Genomic DNA, 21,175 nt, shown 5'->3' with positions numbered 1-21,175 from the left:
CAGGGTAAACGCTGTTATTGGGAGTTTTGTAATTCAGACGGGAAATGAGGAAAACCTGAGAGAATCCACATCCTGAGTTGAAATCCCAGGTCAATGGTGGACATGGTGGAGGAATGACGAATCCACCAGAGCATGAAATACAACAAGAAGTAGGGGAGTCAGTCGTCGGCGAAGTCAGGGCCGACGATTCTCACGCTCCCGTGAACCTCGGGGTTACCATCCCCGCCGTTGTCGCAATTCTGGCAATCATCGTCTGGGGCCTGGCGTGGCCGGATAGTTTCTCGACGTTTGCATCTAGCTCTCTGAACTGGGTCGTGGAGAACATCGGCTGGCTGTTTATCTTGGCCAGTACCGTCTTTGTCTTCTTCATTGTGTCCATCGCGATTTCCAAGTTCGGTCACATCCGCTTGGGCAAGGACAACGAGAAACCAGAGTTTTCCACGCCTAGCTGGATTGCGATGATGTTCGCCGCCGGTATGGGCATCGGTCTGATGTTCTACGGTGTCGCTGAGCCGCTGACCTTCTATCGCGATGGCGTGCCGGGCCACCAGCCGAAGGAAGTCGGTACCGCCATGGCTTCGACGATGTTCCACTGGACTCTGCACCCGTGGTCGCTCTACGCCATCGTCGGTCTCGCAATTGCTTACTCGACCTACCGCCTCGGCCGAAAGCAGCTGATTTCGGCGGCGTTCATCCCGCTCATCGGCGCGCGTCGCGCTGAGGGGCGGTTGGGCAAGCTTATCGACGCGCTTGCGATTTTTGCCACCGTCTTCGGTACGGCAGCCTCTCTCGGTGTGGGCGTACTTCAGATTTCCGCCGGTTTGGAAATCAACGGGTTCAACGCCATCAAGGGCGCACCTTTGTGGATTGGTCTTATTCTCGTTCTGGGCTGTGCCTTCTTGGTCTCTGCACTGTCGGGCGTGGGCAAGGGAATTCAGTACATCTCGAACTTCAACATGGTTGCCGCAGGTCTGCTGGCTCTGCTGGTGTTGGTCCTCGGCCCTACCGTGGTGATTCTGAACCTGATTCCGACCTCTATTGGCAGCTACCTGGATTCCTTCTTTGAGATGGCCTCCCGCTCCAGTGCTTCCGCTGACGGCACCGCCGGTGAATGGCTCTCTTCCTGGACAATTTTCTACTGGGCCTGGTGGATCTCATGGTCGCCGTTTGTCGGTATGTTCATCGCACGTATTTCTCGCGGCCGTACTATCCGTGAGTTCGTCTTCACCGTCGTCGCCGTTCCGTCGATTGTCTCTGCAGTGTGGTTCTCCATCTTTGGTGGCACCGCCATTACCCACGAGCAGCAGGGTGCGTCCATCTACGGTGACGGTTCGGCCGAGAGTCAGCTGTTCAATCTGCTGGAATCCTTGCCGGGTGGCGCGATTACCTCCGCTATCGCAATGATTCTGCTGGCTACCTTCTTCATTACCTCGGCAGACTCCGCCTCCACGGTGATGGGTACCATGAGTCAGTTCGGTCGACTCACAGCGTCGCGCACGGTCACTGCTATGTGGGGTATTTTCACCGCTCTGATTGCCATCGTCCTATTGGTCACCGGTGGCAGCGATGCCCTGTCGAACCTGCAGAACATCACCATTTTGGCGGCAAGCCCGTTCGTCATTGTTATCTTGGCGCTGATGGTGGCGCTGGTTAAGGGGCTTTCCGACGATCCGATGTACCTCGATGACAAGGAACAGCGTCAGTTTGCCCTGCGCATGGCTCGTGAGCGCCGCTTGGCGGAAGCGGCCGAACAGCGCGAGCGCCGCCGTGCTCGTAAATTGCGCAACTAGCTTTCCAACAGCAGCGGTGCGGCCTTGGCCTCAATCTCGGCCCATTCGCCCTCGGGTGTAGACCCGATGGTGATGCCACCGCCGATGCCAGCTTCGACCCGAACTCTCCCCGAGTTCGGGTCTTTTGTGTACTCAGCGGTACGAATACCGACATTGAGCTCAAGTGCATCACCGTGGGCCGCACCAATCGCGCCGCAGTGAGCGCCACGGGGTTCGGGTTCCCACTCGCGCAGAAGCTCAATTGCTCGCAGCTTCGGTGTACCGGTGACTGAGGCCGGTGGGAAGCAGGCTTCGATTAGTTCAGCGTGGCTGAGCTGATCGGGAAGTTCCGCGGAAACTGTGGAAAAGAGGTGCCACACGCCCGGTGCCGGACGCACACTGAGCAGGTCTGTGACCTTCACGGTGCCGGTCTTGGCAACTTGACCGAGGTCATGGCGCACCAGGTCGACAATCATGATGTTCTCGGCGACATCCTTGTCGCTGCGCAATAACTCGTTCGGGGGCCGGCCAGCGGGAATCGTGCCTTTGATGGGAGTTTCAGTCACGCTTGTGCCTGCGCGGATGAGGAACTCCTCAGGACTCAGCGAGGCCAGGATTGGAATTCCAGCGTCGAGGTTGCCGGGCAAGAATGCTGCTCGAGCCGGCTGATACCGCGCCACGCGGGAGGAAAACCACGCACCGGCGTGGGCTAGTGCAGAGTCGCTCGCTGCCAGCTCCGCGTGAAAGCGTGTGGAAATGCAGGTTTGGTACACCTCGCCTGCGGCAATTGCCTCCTTACAGTTCTCCACCGCAAGCTGGTGGTGTTCTCGGTCGCCCTGATCCCACTCCAGTGGTGTGGCCGCGGGGAGCGCGTCGGCACGCGTGTCTTCGTGCGAGTAGTTGATGGCCTCCTGAAGGGCTTGGAAATCCGGATTGAAGGGGTCACCGGTGCCGGGGCCGTCGAAATGCCACGTGCCGTCGTCGGCAAGCAACGCGACGCAGGTAGCGACCCCGTGCGCGCTGGTGCCGGAGTAGGGGCGGAACCCAAAGATCCACGCATCGGGGTCGGGGATGGTGAAAAGCGCTGCCGACTCGCAGGCAGTGAGCTCGACGTTGGCGGCGAGAACCGCGCGATAACCGAACCAGGAGCCGATGAGCGCGGCGGGACGATGACCGGCAGCGATAAGACGCGCCAGCGCAGTGGTCGCACGCGAAGTGAAGTCAGCAGCCGAGCCGGAGGAGGTAGACCGAGTGGACATAGGACATAAGCGTAGTGACTGCGCATGCGTGCGATGATGGTAGGGGACAGTTCATGTGGACTTCATGAGGACTCCGTAAGGGGCACAGTTCATCGCGATGGCAGGTCATCTATTACCCTGTTAGATATGTCTCGCATTTTCACAGCAGTTGCGTGGCCGTACGCTAACGGTCCGCGACATATCGGCCATGTTGCAGGTTTCGGAGTCCCCTCGGACGTTTTCGCTCGCTACCAGCGAATGATTGGCAATGACGTGCTGATGGTCTCCGGTACTGATGAGCATGGCACGCCGCTGCTTGTGCAAGCGGAGAAGGAAGGCGTTTCTGTCCAGGAATTGGCCGACCGTTACAACCGCCAGATTGTGCAGGACCTCGCGGGTTTGGGGCTTTCCTACGACCTGTTTACGCGCACTACCACGCGCAACCACTACGCGATTGTCCAGGAGCTCTTCCGCGGGCTCTACGAAAACGGTTACATGGTCAAGCAGACCACGATGGGTGCGATTTCCCCGTCGACAGGTCGGACGCTGCCGGATCGTTACATCGAAGGTACCTGCCCAATCTGTGGTGCGTCCGGTGCCCGCGGTGATCAGTGTGACAACTGCGGTAACCAGCTTGACCCGGCCGATCTGATCGATCCGGTGTCGAAAATCAACGGCGAGACCCCGAAGTTCGTTGAAACTGAGCACTTCCTGCTAGACCTGCCAGCGCTGGCAGAGGCCTTGACCGAGTGGCTTCAAGAGCGCAAGGACTGGCGCCCAAATGTACTGAAATTCTCCCTGAACATCCTGAAGGACATCCGTCCACGCGCAATGAGCCGTGACATTGACTGGGGTGTTCCGATTCCGCTGGAGGGCTGGTCGGAAAACGGAACCAAGAAACTCTACGTTTGGTTCGACGCTGTCGTCGGTTACCTATCCGCTTCCATCGAGTGGGCCTGGCGCATTGGCGACCCGGAAGCGTGGCGTAAGTGGTGGAATGACCCGGAGGCGCTGTCTTACTACTTCATGGGCAAGGACAACATCACTTTCCACTCCCAGATTTGGCCGGCTGAGCTGCTGGGCTACCGTGGCGAGGGCTCCCGCGGGGGCGAGGTCGGGGAGCTCGGTGAGTTGAACCTGCCGACGGAGGTCGTCTCCTCGGAGTACCTGACCATGTCAGGCTCGAAGTTCTCCTCTTCCAAGGGCGTTGTCATCTATGTGAAGGACTTCCTAGCGGAGTTCGGCCCGGATCCGCTGCGCTACTTCATCGCAATGGCAGGCCCGGAGAACCAGGACACCGACTTCACCTGGGATGAGTTCGTCCGCCGTGTGAATAACGAGCTGGCCAACTCCTGGGGCAACCTGGTCAACCGCACCGTGTCCATGGCTTTCAAGAACTTCGGTGAGGTGCCAACTCCGGGCGAACTCACTGACGCTGACCGTGAACTGCTCGACCTGGCTGAGCGTTCCTTCGCCGAGGTCGGCGACGCACTCGCACTGTCCCGCTTCCGCGCTGGTATCACTGCCGCAATGCACCTGGTCGGAGAGGCCAACGCCTACATTGCTGCGCAGGAGCCGTGGAAGCTAGCCAAGGATGAGTCTCAGCGCGAGCGCCTGGCCACCGTGCTGTGGACAGCACTGCAGGTAGTCAGCGACGCCAATGTCCTGCTGACCCCGTACCTGCCGGAAAGCGCGCAGAAGGTCTTCGAGACCCTGGGCGGCGAGGGCATCTGGGCCGCAATGCCGGAAGTGCAGGAAGTCCAGGACGACATGCCGGTCGAACCGGTCGGCGCAGACCTGCCGGCAGAGGGCAGGAGCTACCCAATCATCACTGGTGACTACGTCAATCAGAAGGCCGCCTGGCGTCGCTTCGACATTGAGCCGGGTACGGCGCTGGCCAAGCCGAAGCCGATTTTCACCAAGCTCGACGCTGAGTTGGCTGAGCACGGCCCTGAGTGGGCACAGGTGAAGTAGGGGCACAGTAGAGGTATGGGAAAGCGCAAACGCAAGATTGCAGAACCCGCGGAGTATCTCACTCCGCTGTTTGACGCCCACACGCATCTCGCGTCCTGTGGGGCGCAAACTCCGGAGGAGATTGCGGCTCTCATGGACCGGGCCGCCGCAGCGGGCGTCGTCGGAGTCTGCACGGTCGGCGACGGCATGCCGGAAACCGAACTGGCCTTTGCCGCCGCGCACGCGCACCCCAACGTCTGGGCCGCCGCCGCCATCCATCCGACGCGCGCGCACGAGCTTGACGACGACGCCAAGGCCCGCTTAACCGAAATGGCTGCCGACCCCAGGGTTGTGGCCGTGGGGGAGACGGGATTGGATTGGTACTGGCTGGATTCCCTCGACGGCTGCGCGTCGAAGAGCGAACAGCTGGCTGCGTTGCAGTGGCATATGGAGCTCGCAGCAACCGTCGGCAAGCCGTTGATGATTCATAACCGCGACGCCGATGAAGACCTGATGGCGGCGCTGGACGGCTATGACAATACGGTTATTTTGCACTGTTTCTCCTCGCCCATCGAGGTTGCCCGCGAGGCCATTACACGTGGTTACCTGCTGAGTTTTACTGGCAACGTGACCTTCAAACGCAATGATTACCTGCGGCAGGCTGTGGCTGAGGCGCCGGCGGAGCAGCTGCTGGTGGAAACCGATGCCCCGTACATGACCGCGGAGCCTTTCCGAGGTGCGCGCAACGAGTCCACTTTTATCGGTCATCAGGCGCGTGCGATGGCCGCGGCCCGAGAAATCGGGGCGGAGGAGATGGCACAGATTTTGACGGATAACGCACGTCGGGTGTACGGCATTTAAGCACGTGCTGGCGTATTGTCGCCCCTGAGCTGCGGAAATGCAGCCGGGGCGGTTTGTTGTATTTCCCGTCACTTTTATCGATATATTTTAGACAACACTGAATCTTTACCGTACTGTTACAAACTGTATTTCTTTTATCTGCTAACTGCCCATCCTCCGAAAGGCTGTGACGAACCCCGTGAGTGCTGCGAAGAAGCGTCATCTCAATCGTGCTAACGACGGAGTTTCCACTTCGTCCAAGATCGCCGCAGGCGGTCTGGTCGCTGCTGTTGCTCTGGGTGGCACTGTCGCAGCATCCAACTATGACACCATCACCGTCGAAATCGACGGCAAGGTCGAGCAAATCGCAACCTGGTCCAAGGATGACAAGGTCATTCTGCAAAAGGCTGGTGTCGAAACCACCGGTGGCGACCTGGTTCAGCGTCAGGGCGATCTCACGGACGGCGGCAAGCTGGTCTACCGCTCTGCCAAGCCGGTCACGATGATTGTCGATGGCAAGCCGCAGGAGCACAAGACCAATGCCATCACTACCGATGAGCTGATTGAAGGTCTGAAGAAGCAGGGGCTCATCTCCGATAAGGACAAGGTAGAGGTCGAAAAGGGCGAGATTTCCGCTAAGGGGGTCGAACTCGACGTCGTTCGTGCCAAGAATATTGTGCTTCACGACGATGCCAAGGACATCGACCTGACCGTCCCGGCTATGACCGTCGGTGATGTGCTGGCTCAGCGTGGCATTGAACTGCGTGAAGGTGACACCGTCGAGCCGGGTCTGGATGCTCCGGTCACCGAGGGGATGCGCATCGCTCTGTCTCGTCTGATTGATAAGACCATCACCGAGACTGAGGAGATTCCAGCTCACGAGAACATCATTGAAGATGATTCGATGTTCGAAGATGAGCGCATCGTTGAGCAGGAGGGTGAGCCGGGCCAGGTAGAGCGTCAGGTCAAGGTCACCTCTCGCGATGGTGAAGAGCTCGGACGCGAGGTCCTGGAAGAAAAGGAGCTAAAGGCTCCGGGTATCTCCACTATCCGCCAGGGCACTAAGTCCCGCATTGCAGCTCCGGCTGCCGGCTACGGCGTGTGGGATCAGCTGGCTCAGTGTGAGTCCGGCGGCGACTGGGCTATCGATACCGGTAACGGTTTCTCCGGTGGTCTGCAGTTCACCGATTCCACTTGGGCAGCTTACGGCGGTACTGAGTATGCACCGCGTGCATCGCAGGCTTCCCGCGAGCAGCAGATTGCTGTCGCTGAGCGTGTCCAGGCTGGTCAGGGTTGGGGCGCATGGCCCGCTTGTACCGCTTCCATGGGGCTTCGTTAAAGCTAGTTCCGTCTAGCCATAACGAGCTAAGCCTATTTTTTGTGTTGACCCCGTAGTATCTAACTGTGACTAAAGCAGAAGTTTCTTTCTTGGGGCCGGTCGAAGTACGCGACTTGGCGGCGCAGTTGGATATTGTCCCGACGAAGAAATTGGGGCAGAACTTCGTCCATGACGCCAACACCGTGCGTCGAATTGTCGCTGCGGCGGACTTGCCGGAGGATTCCTACCCTGTTGAGGTCGGCCCCGGCTTGGGCTCGCTGACCCTCGGGCTGCTCGAACACTGCGGCCGCGCCGCGGCTGTTGAAATCGATTCTCGGTTGGCGGAGCGTTTGCCCCAGACAGTCGCTGAGCGCGCTGACGGCTGCGCGCTAGAGCTCATTGAGAAAGATGCGTTGAAAGTCAGTCGCGAGGACTTTCGGACCGCCCCAGATGCGCTGGTGGCCAATCTGCCATACAACGTTTCTGTACCGGTGCTGCTGCACATGCTTGCCGAGCTCCCCACCATCCGCCGCGTGCTCGTGATGGTGCAGTCTGAGGTCGCTGACCGGCTGGCGGCTCAGCCGGGCTCCAAGATTTACGGCGTCCCCAGCGTCAAGGCCGCCTACTACGGCACAGTGCGTCGCGCCGGTGCCATTGGTCCGCACGTCTTTTGGCCGGTCCCGAAGGTTGATTCCGGGCTTGTGCGCATTGACTGCTACGCCCGCTCCGACGCTCCTGAGAACTCCAATGCCGCCGATGCCCCCGAGGCTCCGTGGGAGATTTCGCCGCAATTTCGCGCGCGCCTTTTCCCGCTTATCGACGCTGCTTTTGCGCAACGTCGCAAGACCCTCCGTGCGGCCCTATCGGGGATTTACGGATCTGGTGCCGCAGCCGAAGAAGCGCTTATGGCAGCGGGGATTGACCCCAAGCAGCGAGGAGAGAAGCTCGAAATTGCCGATTTCGTTCGCCTCGCTGAGGTCTCACGAGACCAGCGCTTTTAACAAAGGACAGGCGATCTTTCCCCCATGCACCGTGACGGCAACCCCAGCAGGGCCGAAATCGGCCGGCGCGAACCGCGCGACCTGGCTTGGACTAAGTTCTGGCCTGACGACGACGGCTGGGTGTGCAACTGCATAGTTTTCCGAGGTGACCGCTTGCTGCTTCTGCTGCGTGAATACGAGGGCTTCCTCGGGGGCCAGTGGGATTTGCCCGGTGGCAAGCTCGACGCGGGGGAGGAGCCCGCGGAGGCCGCTGTGCGCGAACTGCGTGAAGAGGCCGGCCTGCGCGCAGCGGAGGTCAGTGAATTTGCCCACTATTCCAATCCGGACTTGGGCGGGGAGAATTTCCGCTTCCACACGGTGACCTTTCTAGTACGCGAGGCCGACGACACGCAGAATGTCCAGCTCAGCGGCGAGCATCCGGAGTTTAAATGGGTAACCCGAGAGCAGTTCGATGAGCTGCCGGTGGCCTGGTATGTCCGGCGTGTGCTTGGCAACGTCGAATGGGGCACAATAAATACTCATCATGGCGAATCTGATTAATTGCGAGAATATTTCTAAGTCCTTCGGGCTCAAGACTCTGCTCGACGGCGTCAGCCTCGATGTTCAAGAGGGCGACCGCATCGGTGTTGTCGGTTTGAACGGTGGCGGCAAGTCCACACTGCTGAAGATTCTGGCAGGCGTGGAGCCAGCGGACTCCGGACGTATTTCGCGAGCCAACGACATGGCCATGGCGCATGTCACCCAGGGCGCCGAGCTCGACCCGAATTCCACCGTGTTTGAGTGCGTCATTGCACCGCTGGGACTCGCTGAACACGAGTGGGCGGGTAACGCTTCCATCCGCGAGGTCCTCGATGGCATCGGTATCAATGACCTCGGTATGGATACCAAGGTCGCCAATCTCTCCGGTGGTGAGCGCCGTCGCGTTAACCTGGCGGCCGCGCTGGTCCGAGATCTGGATCTGCTCATTCTCGATGAGCCAACGAACCACCTCGATATTGAGGGTGTGCAGTGGTTGGCCGATCATGTTCTTTCGCGCCGGGCAGCCCTGGTCGTCGTCACGCACGATCGTTGGTTCCTGGATACCGTTGCCACGAAGACGTGGGAAGTCCACGATGGCACCGTCGATTTTTACGATGGCGGTTACAACGACTGGACGTTCGCGCGTGCCGAGCGTGCGCGCCAAGCCGATGCCGCCGAGCAGCGTCGCCAGAACCTTGCGCGTAAGGAACTCGCGTGGTTGCGCCGGGGTGCGCCGGCCCGCACCTCAAAGCCTCGCTACCGCATCGAAGCAGCTGAGGCTCTCATCGCCGATGTCCCGGCGCCGCGTGATTCCGTGGAGTTGATGGCGTTTTCGCAGCGTCGACAGGGCAAGGTGGTCGTGGAGCTAGAGCATGCGTCCCTGGAAACGCCCGACGGTAGGGAATTGCTTAACGACGTCACGTGGCGTCTGGCCCCCGGCGAGCGCATTGGCCTGGTCGGTGTCAACGGTTCGGGTAAGACCACTTTGTTGCGTGCTTTGGCGGGAGACTACCCCTTAAGCGATGGCAAGCGGATTGAGGGCAAGACGGTGCGCCTGGGCTGGCTGCGACAGGAGCTCGATGATCTGCCGCTGGATATGCGCGTGCTCGATGCCGTGGAGGATGTAGCGACCTACATTGACCTGGGCAAAAAGCAGATTAGCGCCTCGCAGTTGGCCGAGCGATTGGGTTTTTCCCCGAAGCGGCAGCGCACCCCAATCGCAGACCTTTCCGGTGGTGAGCGCCGTCGCCTACAACTGACACGTGTGTTGATGAGCGAGCCGAACTTCCTACTGCTCGACGAGCCGACGAATGACCTGGACATTGACACGTTGCAGGAGCTGGAAGACCTGCTGGACAATTGGCCGGGCACGTTGGTGGTCATCTCGCACGACCGCTACCTGATTGAGCGTATTGCCGACTCGACCTGGGCCCTCTTCGGCGATGGCGAGCTGACGAACTTGCCAGGCGGGATTAGTCAGTACCTCCAGCGTCGCGCACAGCTGGCTGACTCGGCCGCTAGTGGTGGTGCCTCTCAAGCAAATGCCGGTAGTCCGCAGACCCGTGGCGCAGCTTCAGAGGAGGATACCTCGAAGCTCTCGGCTGCGGAAGCTCATGCTGTCCAGAAGAAGATGAGTGCTCTGGAGCGGAAGATGGCGAAGCTCAGCCAGCAAGAAAGTGAACTGCATGCGCAGATGGCGGAAGCGAGTGCTGATGTAGCCAACTTGGACACACAAAAGCTGGCGGACCTCGATCGCCGTGCTGCGGAGGTGGTTGAGCAGAAGGCAGAGCTGGAGATGGAGTGGCTGGAGCTAGGGGAGCAGCTCGAGGGCTAGCATCTTACTTCAGCTACTAGCCGAACATTTTAGGTATGAGCCGGGTACTCGTGGTCAGCGTGCCCGGTTCTTTCAATTTGCACCGTGGCGTGTTCAATCCCGTGGACGTCGTGAAGCAGTGCCTGCGCGCGGTCGAGCAATGCGTGCTCGTCGCCGTTGGGGAGCGTGTCGCAGCGCACGAGATGGACAGATGCCAGTAGGTCGCTGCCGTTGAGGGACCAGACGTGGAGATCGTGGACATCGACCACTCCGTCCAAGTCAGACAGGTCAGCAGTGATTCTCTCAGTGTCGACGCCCTTCGGGGTGTACTCCAGCAACACGTGGAGACAGTCGCGCACCAGAACGGCGGCTCGGGGGACGATGAAGAGCGCAATCACGATAGAGACCACCGAGTCGATGGCAGTCCAGCCGGTGTATGCGATAGCGATAGCGGAGATAATGACGGCGACCGAACCAGCGGCGTCGACAAGCACGTGCAGATACGCGCCGCGGACGTTGACGCTTTCCTTGGCAGCGCCGGCGAGCAGAAACGCCGCAATCACATTGGTGAGCAGGCCGATGACTGCGATGATGAGCATCGACGTGGTTTGAATCTCAGATTGCTCCACTGACCCGAATCGCCGGATTGCGCCCCAGAGAATCACAGCGGCAATGATGAAAACTGTCAGACCGTTGACGAGAGCAGTCAGAACCTCAACACGACGGTACCCGTACGTCGCGCGGTGATTGGCTCCGCGCTGGGCGATAGCCAAACCGGCAACTGCCATAAGCAGGCCTGCGGAGTCCGTCACCATATGGCCGGCATCTGCCAGCAGCGCCAGTGAACCCGAGACCAAGCCGCCGATGAGCTCGGCGAGAAATACGACAAGAGTTAGACCCGCAGCTGCGAGCAGGCGACGGGCAGGAGTATTCGCGGGGTCAATATGAGCGTGGTCATGGCCGTGTGAATGACCGTGTGAATGACCGTGGCCGTGTGAGTGGCCAGAGTGTTCAGTTGTGTCCATAACCCCTAATGATAACAGGGCTATTCAGCCTCCGGAAGATAGCTATCCGCCCACGCATAAATCAGGTCAGCAGCGCGCGCGGCGGACTTAGCGCGAGTGAGCAAGTGGTCTGCGCGATCCAAGCTCATCAGGGATTTTGGATAGCGAGAGACCTGGAAAATCTTCTGGGCGCTATCGATACCAACAGTCTGGTCGGTCGGGGAGTGCAGAATAAGCAGTGGCTTGCGCAGCTGGCTGAGATAAACCTCCGGGTTGTAGTCCGCCAACACTTCCAAGAACTCACGGGAGATGGGAATGCCACGACCTTCAATCTGCAGAACCTGCGTGCCGTGCTCATCGACCGTCGAAATGTCACCGGCGATGCGCACAATCGAGTGTGCCGGATCGAAGGGTGCACCGATTGTCGCTACCGCCTTGATTTTCGGCATATCGTGGCCGGCGTTCAGCGCCGCTGCGCCACCGAGCGAGTGCCCAATCAGTAGCGAGGGGGCCTCAAATTCTGCCTCCATGAACTCGTAGGCGGCCTTAAGGTCATCGATGTTGGTCTGGAACGTCGTCTCACCGAAATCACCAGTGGACTGCCCGAGGCCAGTGAAGTCGAACCGGAATGCCGCAATGCCCTTCTTCGCCAGCGCCTTGCAGGTGCGTGACGCGCCGGGCACCATCCGATTACACGTGAAGCAATGACCAAATAGCGCCCACGCGCGTGGCTGACCGTCCGGCAAATCAATTGATGCAGCCAGAGTCTCGCCGGTCGATCCCGTAAATTTTAGGTGCTTTGTTGGCATAGGTTATATCCGCGTCTCAGTGTGTGCTCAATGTGTGTACGTTTTCGCTTTACGACGCCCGTTGTGGTGGCGACCGTACGCAATATTAAGCCCGGGTGCCACAAATAAGTGAGGGATTGGGCGAAAAATTCGACCAATCCCTCAATCTCCTAGTGGCTGTGAGTTAACGCACCGGAACCCCCGGCCCCAGCGGAATGCCCGCGAGATACCAGAGGACGAAGAATAGGAACCAGCCCACCATCATGCACAGCGAGTACGGGATAGCCAGCGACATCAGCGTGCCGACACCCGCAGGCTTGTAGTACTTCTGCAGGAAAGTCAGCGCCAGCGCAAAGTACGGCGACATCGGCGTAATGATGTTGGTCGGGGAGTCACCAATACGGAATAGCTGCTGGGAGACCTCTGGAGAGACGTTGACGTACATCAGCATCGGCACAACGACCGGCGCCATCAGAGCCCACTGTGCGGAGCCCGAGGTAATCAGCAGGTTGAGAACAGCCACCATCAGGACGAAGGCAGCAAAGAGCAACAGCGGCGGCAGATCCGCCTTGGTCAGGAATTCGGAGCCCTTGATAGCGGTCCACTGGCCGATATTGGACCACTTGAAGTAGGCCGTGAACTGCGAGACGGCGAAGAAGAGCACCATCATTGTGGTCAGTGTGCCCAGGCCGCGTTCCATGAAGGCGGGCACGTCTGCTGAGGAGGTGATGGTTTTGGCACCGATGCCGTACGCAATGCCGACCACTGCGAAGAAGAGGGCGATGGACACCACGACGTCGGTAAGCAGCACGGAATTCAAGATGCCGTCGCCTTCGCCGCGCAGAGGCGAACCCGGGATGAACAGGGCAGCGAACCAAAGCGCCAGGAAGATGACAGCGGCGATGTTGCCGTAGCGGAGGCCATGGCGTTCGGAGGGATTTAGAACGAGCTTATCGCGGCCGCTGTTGGAGCTGCTCGACGCGGTGTCTTGCTCCTTTTTCTTAGCGTTTTCCTCAGCAGCCTCCTCCGAAGCGCCCGGCTTGGTGAACTCGGCAGCTTCGTGGTCAATATGATCGTCGTGGATGGTCTTCTCCACGTGCTTGGTGATGAACAGCTCAGTAACAGCCGTAATAATCAGAGCCAGCACAATCGACGAGGCCATGGTGAAGAAGTAGTTGGCCAGCGGCGAAACTACGTATTCCGGATCTACGAAGTGCGCAGCATGCGTGGAGATGCCTGCCAGCAGCACATCGGTAATGTTGAGCACCAGTGATGAATTGAACCCGGCCGACGAGGCGGCAAAGGCGACCATCGCACCGACAATAGGGTTACGACCAACGGCGGCAAATGAGGCGGCGCCCAGCGGAATGAGAATCACGTAGACGGCATCAGAAGCGATCGAACCAGTCACGCCGGCCAGTGCAACGATGAATGTCAGCAGGACAGGGGAGTGCACCTTGGAAATTGCCGCGCGAATTGCCGAGCCGATGTAACCGGAGTACTCCGCAATGGCGACACCGAGCATGCACACCAGAATCAGGCCAACTGGTGCGAAGTCCGTGAAGTTCGTTACCGCCTCAGAGACCATCTTTTGCAGGTACTCTGCGGTAGCAAGGCTTTCCACCTCGATGATGTCACCCGACGCGGGATCCTTGGCCTGCATACCCGCAGCCTCACCGAGCCACGAAGAAACGATGACTACACCGGCAAGAATCACGAATAGCCAAAATGGATTTGGCAGTGCGTTGCCGATACGTTCCAGTGTTGCTAGGAACCCCTTTGGCTTCGGTGGCGCTTTGTCCGGTTCCAACGTTTTTGACTGTCCCATATATATAAATCCCTCTGTGTTAGACGTTGGTAAAAGGTTAGGGGAAAGTAAGTTGCGTCACAACGTAAAAGGCCAGAGGCATATGTATGTCGGGTGCGAGCAGGCGCATAAGGGAAAGTTAAGGGAATAGCTAGGGAATAGCTGTAGTGCACCTTCTTCGACTAGAGTTAATCAGGTTATGGGCAAGAAGAAGTCGAAGAAAGAAAAGGTCAGCGCCAACAACGCGGTGGTGGCCACCAATCGTCGTGCCCGCCATGACTACAACATTCTGGACACCTACGAATGCGGTGTCGTTCTCGTGGGCACTGAGGTCAAGGCGCTGCGCGAGGGCAAAGCATCGCTTAATGACGCCTTCGCGACCATCGACGACGGCGAAGTGTGGCTCCGCGGGCTGCATATCCCGGAGTACTCCTACGGTTCGTGGACTAATCACTCACCGCGTCGCTCGCGCAAGCTGTTGTTGCACCGCAAGGAGATTGACACCCTGTGGGGCAAGGTCCGCGATGGCAACAACACGCTTGTACCCCTGAAGCTGTATTTCACCGACGGCCGCTTGAAGGTCGAGCTCGCACTCGCCCGCGGTAAGCAGGATTATGACAAGCGCCAGGACATCAAGCGCCGCACGGAGGAGCGCGAAGCTACTCGTGCGCTGGGCCGTCGTGTGAAGGGCATCAAGGGGTAAAAGAGGTCTTCATTAGAAGAAACCCTTTTTAGAAGGGGAACTCAGTCGCATCGACTGGGAGGATGAGTAGGCCAATGACGTTTTCGTGACGGTCAAAGGCAACTCGAGCCATCCATTCGCCAGCCTCATGTTTGAGGGTGGTGATGACGAGACTTGTGCCGAGAATCTTCGACAGGAGTTTCTGCGAGGTCGGTTCCTTAGTCCTGGTTCCCCCGAGGCTGGTGACTTGGGTGTCGTCGAAAGATTCGAACGCCCCAGTCTCGGTGAGAACATCTTCCCAGACAGAGTAGATAGTGGACCAGGGGAGATCCTTCCGGAGCTTTGGGGAAATCATGCTTACGGTTTCTGCTTCTTCGCCGTTGATGATGTGGCGAAGGAATTTTTCGCCGAGCTCGGCGATATGTGTAGTTTTTGTGGCAGTCATCAATTCTCCTGAAACGGGGTTTTGGACACTTCCGAACCGCTTGAATGCCGCTTGCCGGGAGATATTGAGTACATTTCCAATCTCTGCCCATGAATGGCCCGCTGCGCGAGCCTGCGCCACGGCATCTTCAAGTTCTTGTTCGGCAATGTTCGTTGCTTGCAGTCGGTGACGGATTGTCGTCAATGGATCCATGACTGCAGTCAACCATTGGTTGACGTCAGTGTCAACCCGGAGTTGACATTCGGGGGGGGCTGTGGGCCTTGCGGCGAAGCTTGTTGACTTTTCCCGTCGTAAAGCGTTATTCTTGAACATCCTTTGAGCGCAACGCACTTTCCCGTGCTCGAAGGCATTGTATGGGGCTGACATGGTTTCGACACCGTACAGTGAGCCAGGGGAAGCGTGCCGGTGCAGGCTAGAGACCACCGTTTAAGCGTCGTAGCAACTGATTAAGCGCCGAGAACACTCAGCGCGACTACGCTCTCGCTGCCTAATTAAGCGACTAGCGTGTCTGTCAGACCGGGCTTGCCCTTTGGTCCGGACCCTGGCATCGACTTAAAAGGGCTCGCCCGATGGGTGTGCCGTAAGGCTCATCGGGGATCTTCTTACTTGCGGCTGGGCCCGTCATTCGGACATGTTTGCCTGAGCCGAAGGGTCGAGTAGAGGCGATCGTGCGAACTGCGCACGGAGAAGCCCTGGCGAGTTGGCGGTGGACCCGAGTTCAATTCTCGGCAGCTCCACAAATGGAAATCCCCGGTCATTACGACCGGGGATTTTTCGTTGTACTTGAAGACGTCTGAGCGACGTCGAAAGACCTTAGAAGGTGCTCTTGTAGACGTTGGCGATAGTGGTGCCAGCAACTGCCGAACCGTGGAAGGTCGGGTGGTTGGTCATGTTGTAGGAAGCAACATCGGTATCCAGAATTGCGGAGACCTGACGCTCACCGTCCGGACCGCACATTGCGACGTCGATGTTGGTGACCTCCTTCATGTTGACGAAACCGATACCGGATTCAGCGGCAGCACGCATCTGGCGGTTCTGCAGAGCCATCTCAAAGTGGTGCATACCGGCAGCCGGAATGTGCGGTGCAAAACCTGCGGCGTTAACCGGGCAAGCGTAGTGAGTCGGGTCATTAGAGGTGAAAGCCGGGTAACCAATCAGCATGACGCGAGCAGTTGGGTTAGCGGCCTTGATCTTCTCCACAGCGGCCACAACGTTGGTGGTGTACAGGTCATCCTGAACCGGCATTGGCAGCACAGCGCCCTGCATCGCGTCATTGGCGCCAACGTAGATGGTTACTAGCTGGGTAGCCGGGCCGAGGGAGCCCTGAGCGATGGCGTTGTCAACCTGGCCCATCAGGGACTTCTGCGGCTGAGTCGGCATGAAAGCGGTAGTGCCGTTGCAGGAGTAGTCGTGCAGTTCAAGACCAGTCTCACGAGCAACGTGAGAGCCGATGTTCGAGACCGAAATCGGGCAGCCACCACGGCCCGGTACGGCTGGATCGGACTGACCCGGGTTAGCAGCGAAGGAATCGCCGAAGGCAACGTAGTTACCAGTAGGAAGAGCGTTGGCAACACCACCGGTCAGGAGGGAGGCTGCCAGCGCAGAAGCTGCAGCTGCCGAGGCTGCTGCACGGCGAACAACGTTGTTCTTCATAATTAAAAACCTCTTAGTTGAAAACCTATAGAAGGAAAAACTCGCGCTACACTCGCGATTTCTTCGCCACAGACCGTCCCTGGAAGAACCAAGTCCGACAGAACCAAGTCCGACAGAACCCTGAGCGGATACTTAGAGACGCGCCTTTATCACTTTGTTATACAACTAGGTTCTAAGTCCGATGTCAACCGGAATCAGCTAGTTATATGTATATTCGGCGCTTTCAATACCTCTTTTTGTCTCTTATCGCTGGTAGGTGGATTTATGAGGCGCTTCCGAACGTGGAATACAACGCAGCGATGACACCATCGGCTACCCCAGAACCATCTTTTAGCTCAATCTCATCTTCAGCAAAGGGCCCACGCTCATCCAGTTCCGCCTCTGTGGGGCGAGGTTGGATCAGTGTTAGGTGTGGACCTTCGCTGATAACACCACTGAAAAGACGTGCCTGGCGAGCCGCCTCACCATCCGCCTGTGCCCGCACCTCGTCCAGGGATGCACCCTCAAAGCTGTCCGCCTGCTCCGGAGCGATGACCATTATTTCCTGCGCTAACACGGCACCGACGACACCTGCCGGCCACGATGTCCGAGCGATAAAGTCCGCCAACTCAGGGCTACCGCCTTCAATTCCCTCGGGGAGGGGTTCCTGCGCAACGACAGTCAATGGGGCGCTGTCAATCAGCTCGTCGGCAAGCACGTCGGCAAGCGCGGCGGTGGGGACGAGGGCGAAGAGGCTCGGAGCGCGGTCCCAACCTTCGGTGTGGACGTATTCGACAGCTTCGCGCACGGCGCGATTGAGTGCCTGCTGGCTGAGATGAGTCTGAGTGCCGTTGTTTTCGCTCATGACGCTTGACGACGCCCCTTTCCTGGCAACGCTGTATTAACAGCATCCTTAGTCAAATGTTAGGAACTTTATTTAGAGTAGATGACAGATAAGCGTACGACCGACTTACCAGCTCGCTGGCAAGTCAAGCTCAACTCGAACAGGAGAGACGTTGTCTCTAAACCAGACTCGACCGAGACGATCGGCGGGTGGCCGACCGGGGTGGCTGGCAATTACCGTGTTGGTGATTGCCGCGCTGACCTTTGTTATTCCAATCGCCGTCAATTTTTATACGGACTTTCAGTGGTTCGGTGAAGTGGGGTATCGAGGGGTATTCGCCACCACGTGGCTCACTCGTATCGTCCTGTTTATCACTGTAGGCCTGATAACGGGCGCACTGACATTTCTATCTATGTGGCTGGCGTGGCGCTCGCGGCCCGTCGACCTCGGACTGACGGATCCACGCAGCCCGCAGGCAGTGTACCGACGGATGGCTGAATCTGGTTCGAAGTCGATGTTCACCACGCTGCCTGTTGTATTCGGCGTACTCGGTGGCCTTGTGGGGCAGGGCAAATGGCAGACGGTGCAGCTGTTCTTAAACCGACAGTCCTTCGGTGAGACGGACCCGCAGTACGGCAAGGACTTGGGCTTCTATGCGTTCCAGTTGCCGCTGTGGTCGTACATCGTGTCGACGCTGGTTGTCCTGGTAGTTATTGCGTTCCTGCTGTCGCTGGTGACGCATTACTTCCTTGGTGGTATCCGCCCAGGTAATCCGACTACAGGGGAGAAGACCCGCGTTTCCAATGCGGCTCGTGCGCAGTTGGCGTGCTGGGCCGGTGTTTTCATGCTGCTCAAGGCTGTGTCTTACTGGCTGGACCGCTATGAGCTGCTGAATAACAAGCAGAAGACTTTCACCGGCGGTTCCTACACCGATATCAATGCGCTGCTGCCGGCGAAGATTACGCTGCTGGTCATCGCAATTGTCGTGGCCGCTGCATTCTTCGCAGCCATTTTCTTGCGCAATCTTTCCATCCCGGCGTTTGCCACCGTGCTGATGTTGGTTTCCGCCGGCCTGATTGGCGTGGCCTGGCCGATGGCAGTTGAGCAGTTCTCGGTTAACCCGAACCGCGCTTCCAAGGAACGTGAATACATTGCGCGCAACATTGAATCGACGCGCTACCACTACGGGCTTACCGACGACAAGGTGAAGGTCGAGCGCGACTGGGGCGTTCCGGCTGAAAAGGAAGGCGATAAGGAAGCCGCGAAGGAAGGTGCGGATTCGATTTCGCGCGATGCCGCTACTCTGGCCAATATCCGAATTCTGGATCCGGAGGTGCTGCCGCGTACCTTCACGCAGCAGCGCCAGCTGAAGAACTTCTATGGTTTCTCCGATCCGCTTGCCATTGACCGCTACCAGATTGATGGCGCGTCCCGTGACTTCATCGTCGCTGCTCGTGAGCTGAACCCGCAGACGCTGCAGGGCAACCAGACTGACTGGATCAACCGTCACACGGTCTACACCCACGGCAATGGTTTCGTTGCCGCGCCGGCTAACAAGGTCGATGAGGTTGCCTCTGAGTCCGGTTCCGCCCGCGGTGGTTACCCGTTGTACACCGTGGCTGATCTGTTCGAGTCCGAGGACCCGAACGGCATGAACCTGAACCTGAAGCAGCCGCGCATTTACTACGGTCCGGTTATCGCCAACAGCGATGCCGACTACGCGATTGTCGGCGGCAATGGTGACGGCAAGGACTACGAGTACGATGCTGACGGCCGAAACTTCACCTACGACGGTGAGGGCGGTGTTGGCGTTGGCGGACTTGCCAGCCGCATGATTTTCGCCACCCGTTACCAGGAACTCAACATCCTGCTGTCCGACCGCATTGGGTCGGACTCCAAGATTATCTACAACCGCGATCCGCGTGACCGTGTTCAGAAGGTCGCCCCATGGCTGACTACCGACACCAAGACGTACCCGGCTGTAGTCGATGGCCGTATGAAGTGGATCGTCGACGGCTACACCACGTTGGCCAAGATGCCGTACTCCCAGCGTATGAGTCTTCAGGAAACCACGCAGGACTCCATTAACCCGGATGGCACTCCACGCCCGCTGCCGAACAGCGAGGTCAGCTACATCCGCAACTCGGTCAAGGCGACCGTCGATGCCTACGATGGCACCGTTGAGCTCTACGAGTTCGATGAGGAAGATCCCGTATTGAAGGCTTGGGAGGGCGTCTTCCCAGGTGTGGTGAAGCCGAAGTCAGAGATTTCCGAGGAGCTGCAGGAGCATCTGCGTTACCCGGAGGACTTGTTTAAGGTTCAGCGTGAGCTGATGGCCAAGTACCACGTCAGCGATCCGGGTGTGTTCTTCGCCAACGATTCCTTCTGGTCCGTCCCGTCCGATCCGACCGCACCGGAAGAGAAGAATCTCTCCCAGCCACCGTACTACGTTGTCGCTTCCGATCCGAAGACCGGCAAGCCGAGTTTCCAACTGATTTCCGCTTTCCGTGGTCTGGAGCGCGAGTTCCTCGCCGCCCAGATGAGTGCTTCCTCCGATCCGGAGACGTACGGTCAAATCACCATCCGTGCCCTGCCGACCAACACCCAGACCATGGGTCCACGTCAGGCGCAGGACACGATGATGTCCGCAGATGAGGTCGCCCAGGACCGCACCCTGCTCGAGGGCACGAACGTGGTCACCAACGGTAACCTGCTGACGCTGCCGGTTGGTGATGGCGAGATTCTCTACGTCGAACCGGTCTACACCCAGCGCAAGGGCCAGGAGACCGCATTCCCGAAGCTGTTGCGCATTCTCGTTGCTTACCGCGGTCAGGTGGGCTACGGCGCCACGGTCACTGAGGCTCTGAGCCAGGTCGGTATCGACGCTTCCGCCGTGACCAAGGTCCGCGGTGAGGAAGAGGCTGAGGAGCAGCCGGCAGATAAGGACAAGGGTGCCGCCGCCGAATCCGACGACGAGGCGCCGAAGGAAGAGCGCAAGGTTGATGTCGCTGCGCGTGACGACGCCGCTCGCCGTATCTCCGACGCACTGCAAAAGCTTAACGACGCTCAGAAGAACGGTGACTACGCGGCACAGGGCCAGGCACTTGCCGAGCTCGACCGCGCTGCCGCTGACTACCAGAAGGCCAACGGCCAGTAAGACGTGCAACGAGTAGTTAACCGAGAATCATAGGTTTCTATGGTCCGAAGACTCCCTAGGTTGTAGCGAAATTGGCTATGACCTGGGGATTGGTCTTTGTTGGGAGCGTCGTGCTACAGTTACTTCTCGTTGGTCAGAGAGACCAGCGCCCGCTGTGAGTGCTTGTAAAAGCCAGGACAGTTGACGCGGGGTGGAGCAGCTCGGTAGCTCGCTGGGCTCATAACCCAGAGGTCGTAGGTTCGAATCCTGCCCCCGCCACTAAGAAAAGACCCCTACCGGTGCAACGCCGGTAGGGGTCTTCTTTTTTCTGGGGCCAAATCACCGTTTTTCAGGGTTAAACGACAAAATGTGTGTCTGGCTCGGCG

General features: G+C 58.6%; 16 protein-coding genes, 1 tRNA gene and 1 other RNA gene. 11 read left to right on the top strand and 7 right to left on the bottom strand.

The window, feature by feature from the left end; all coding sequences use genetic code 11:
• The first annotated feature begins 113 nt into the window (after positions 1-113).
• Positions 114-1,790 (top strand): BCCT family transporter, encoded by a 1,677-nt coding sequence (locus HMPREF3053_RS01665; RefSeq protein WP_070767158.1) that lies wholly within the window; start codon positions 114-116, stop codon positions 1,788-1,790.
• On the opposite strand, the gene HMPREF3053_RS01660 is transcribed toward HMPREF3053_RS01665, so the two are convergent.
• On the bottom strand, positions 1,787-3,028 hold the full coding sequence (locus tag HMPREF3053_RS01660) for an aminodeoxychorismate synthase component I (protein WP_070767157.1): 1,242 nt from the start codon (positions 3,026-3,028) through the stop codon (positions 1,787-1,789). The two genes, HMPREF3053_RS01665 and HMPREF3053_RS01660, sit on opposite strands and share 4 nt — an antisense overlap.
• 126 nt (positions 3,029-3,154) lie before the next feature.
• Here HMPREF3053_RS01660 and metG point away from each other — a divergent pair, with 126 nt between their 5' ends.
• The 6 genes from metG to HMPREF3053_RS01630 all read left to right on the top strand — a co-directional run bounded on the left by metG (position 3,155) and on the right by HMPREF3053_RS01630 (position 10,472).
• The gene (metG, locus tag HMPREF3053_RS01655; RefSeq protein ID WP_070767156.1) at positions 3,155-4,981 is read left to right on the top strand and encodes a methionine--tRNA ligase; all 1,827 of its coding nucleotides are present in this window, start codon (positions 3,155-3,157) and stop codon (positions 4,979-4,981) included.
• Positions 4,982-4,996: 15 nt separating this feature from the next.
• Complete coding sequence (locus tag HMPREF3053_RS01650) at positions 4,997-5,821, top strand: TatD family hydrolase (protein ID WP_048733569.1); 825 nt, start codon at positions 4,997-4,999, stop codon at positions 5,819-5,821.
• Between the two features lie 166 nt (positions 5,822-5,987).
• Positions 5,988-7,139 carry a resuscitation-promoting factor gene (locus HMPREF3053_RS11270; RefSeq protein WP_305764464.1) on the top strand — a complete coding sequence of 384 codons (1,152 nt, stop codon included), beginning with the start codon at positions 5,988-5,990 and terminating at the stop codon, positions 7,137-7,139.
• A gap of 65 nt (positions 7,140-7,204) precedes the next feature.
• Entirely contained in the window at positions 7,205-8,119 is a 915-nt protein-coding gene (rsmA, locus tag HMPREF3053_RS01640) for a 16S rRNA (adenine(1518)-N(6)/adenine(1519)-N(6))-dimethyltransferase RsmA (RefSeq protein ID WP_070767154.1), read from the top strand.
• Positions 8,120-8,143: 24 nt separating this feature from the next.
• The gene (locus HMPREF3053_RS01635) at positions 8,144-8,659 is read left to right on the top strand and encodes an NUDIX hydrolase (RefSeq protein ID WP_049189699.1); all 516 of its coding nucleotides are present in this window, start codon (positions 8,144-8,146) and stop codon (positions 8,657-8,659) included.
• On the top strand, positions 8,643-10,472 hold the full coding sequence (locus tag HMPREF3053_RS01630; protein WP_070767153.1) for an ABC-F family ATP-binding cassette domain-containing protein: 1,830 nt from the start codon (positions 8,643-8,645) through the stop codon (positions 10,470-10,472). Before HMPREF3053_RS01635 ends, HMPREF3053_RS01630 begins: the two co-directional genes overlap by 17 nt.
• Positions 10,473-10,501: 29 nt before the next feature.
• On the opposite strand, the gene HMPREF3053_RS01625 is transcribed toward HMPREF3053_RS01630, so the two are convergent.
• The 3 genes from HMPREF3053_RS01625 to HMPREF3053_RS01615 form a co-directional block, all read right to left on the bottom strand.
• Positions 10,502-11,476, bottom strand: a complete 975-nt coding sequence (locus tag HMPREF3053_RS01625) for a cation diffusion facilitator family transporter (RefSeq protein WP_016423250.1) — start codon at positions 11,474-11,476, stop codon at positions 10,502-10,504.
• 20 nt (positions 11,477-11,496) lie between these two features.
• Positions 11,497-12,264: an alpha/beta hydrolase family protein gene (locus HMPREF3053_RS01620; RefSeq protein WP_048733555.1), complete on the bottom strand. Its 768-nt coding sequence runs from the start codon at positions 12,262-12,264 to the stop codon at positions 11,497-11,499.
• 163 nt (positions 12,265-12,427) lie between these two features.
• Complete coding sequence (locus HMPREF3053_RS01615) at positions 12,428-14,071, bottom strand: AbgT family transporter (protein ID WP_070767152.1); 1,644 nt, start codon at positions 14,069-14,071, stop codon at positions 12,428-12,430.
• A gap of 178 nt (positions 14,072-14,249) precedes the next feature.
• Here HMPREF3053_RS01615 and smpB point away from each other — a divergent pair, with 178 nt between their 5' ends.
• A complete protein-coding gene (gene smpB / locus HMPREF3053_RS01610) occupies positions 14,250-14,753 on the top strand; it encodes an SsrA-binding protein SmpB (RefSeq protein ID WP_038626299.1) in 504 nt (167 codons plus the stop codon).
• A 28-nt stretch (positions 14,754-14,781) separates the two neighbouring features.
• Here the strand turns inward: smpB and HMPREF3053_RS10970 are convergent, their stop codons facing one another.
• A complete protein-coding gene (locus tag HMPREF3053_RS10970; RefSeq protein WP_016423247.1) occupies positions 14,782-15,177 on the bottom strand; it encodes a DUF3887 domain-containing protein in 396 nt (131 codons plus the stop codon).
• Positions 15,178-15,532: 355 nt separating this feature from the next.
• On the opposite strand from HMPREF3053_RS10970, the gene ssrA reads away from it, so the two are divergent.
• Positions 15,533-15,917, top strand: a transfer-messenger RNA (tmRNA) gene (gene ssrA / locus HMPREF3053_RS01600).
• A gap of 73 nt (positions 15,918-15,990) precedes the next feature.
• Here the strand turns inward: ssrA and HMPREF3053_RS01595 are convergent.
• A complete protein-coding gene (locus HMPREF3053_RS01595; RefSeq protein ID WP_048733544.1) occupies positions 15,991-16,830 on the bottom strand; it encodes a GDSL-type esterase/lipase family protein in 840 nt (279 codons plus the stop codon).
• Positions 16,831-17,092: 262 nt separating this feature from the next.
• The gene (locus tag HMPREF3053_RS01590; protein ID WP_016423245.1) at positions 17,093-17,674 is read right to left on the bottom strand and encodes a PPA1309 family protein; all 582 of its coding nucleotides are present in this window, start codon (positions 17,672-17,674) and stop codon (positions 17,093-17,095) included.
• Between the two features lie 151 nt (positions 17,675-17,825).
• Between HMPREF3053_RS01590 and HMPREF3053_RS01585 the strand changes: the two genes are divergently transcribed.
• Both HMPREF3053_RS01585 and HMPREF3053_RS01580 read left to right on the top strand, forming a co-directional pair.
• Positions 17,826-20,810, top strand: a complete 2,985-nt coding sequence (locus tag HMPREF3053_RS01585; RefSeq protein ID WP_070767150.1) for a UPF0182 family protein — start codon at positions 17,826-17,828, stop codon at positions 20,808-20,810.
• A gap of 184 nt (positions 20,811-20,994) precedes the next feature.
• A tRNA-Met gene (locus HMPREF3053_RS01580) sits at positions 20,995-21,068 on the top strand.
• Positions 21,069-21,175 lie beyond the last annotated feature (107 nt).

This window comes from Corynebacterium sp. HMSC064E07, assembly GCF_001815745.1.
Lineage (GTDB): Bacteria > Actinomycetota > Actinomycetes > Mycobacteriales > Mycobacteriaceae > Corynebacterium > Corynebacterium jeikeium_D.
This window is presented reverse-complemented; position numbering and strand designations above follow the sequence as displayed.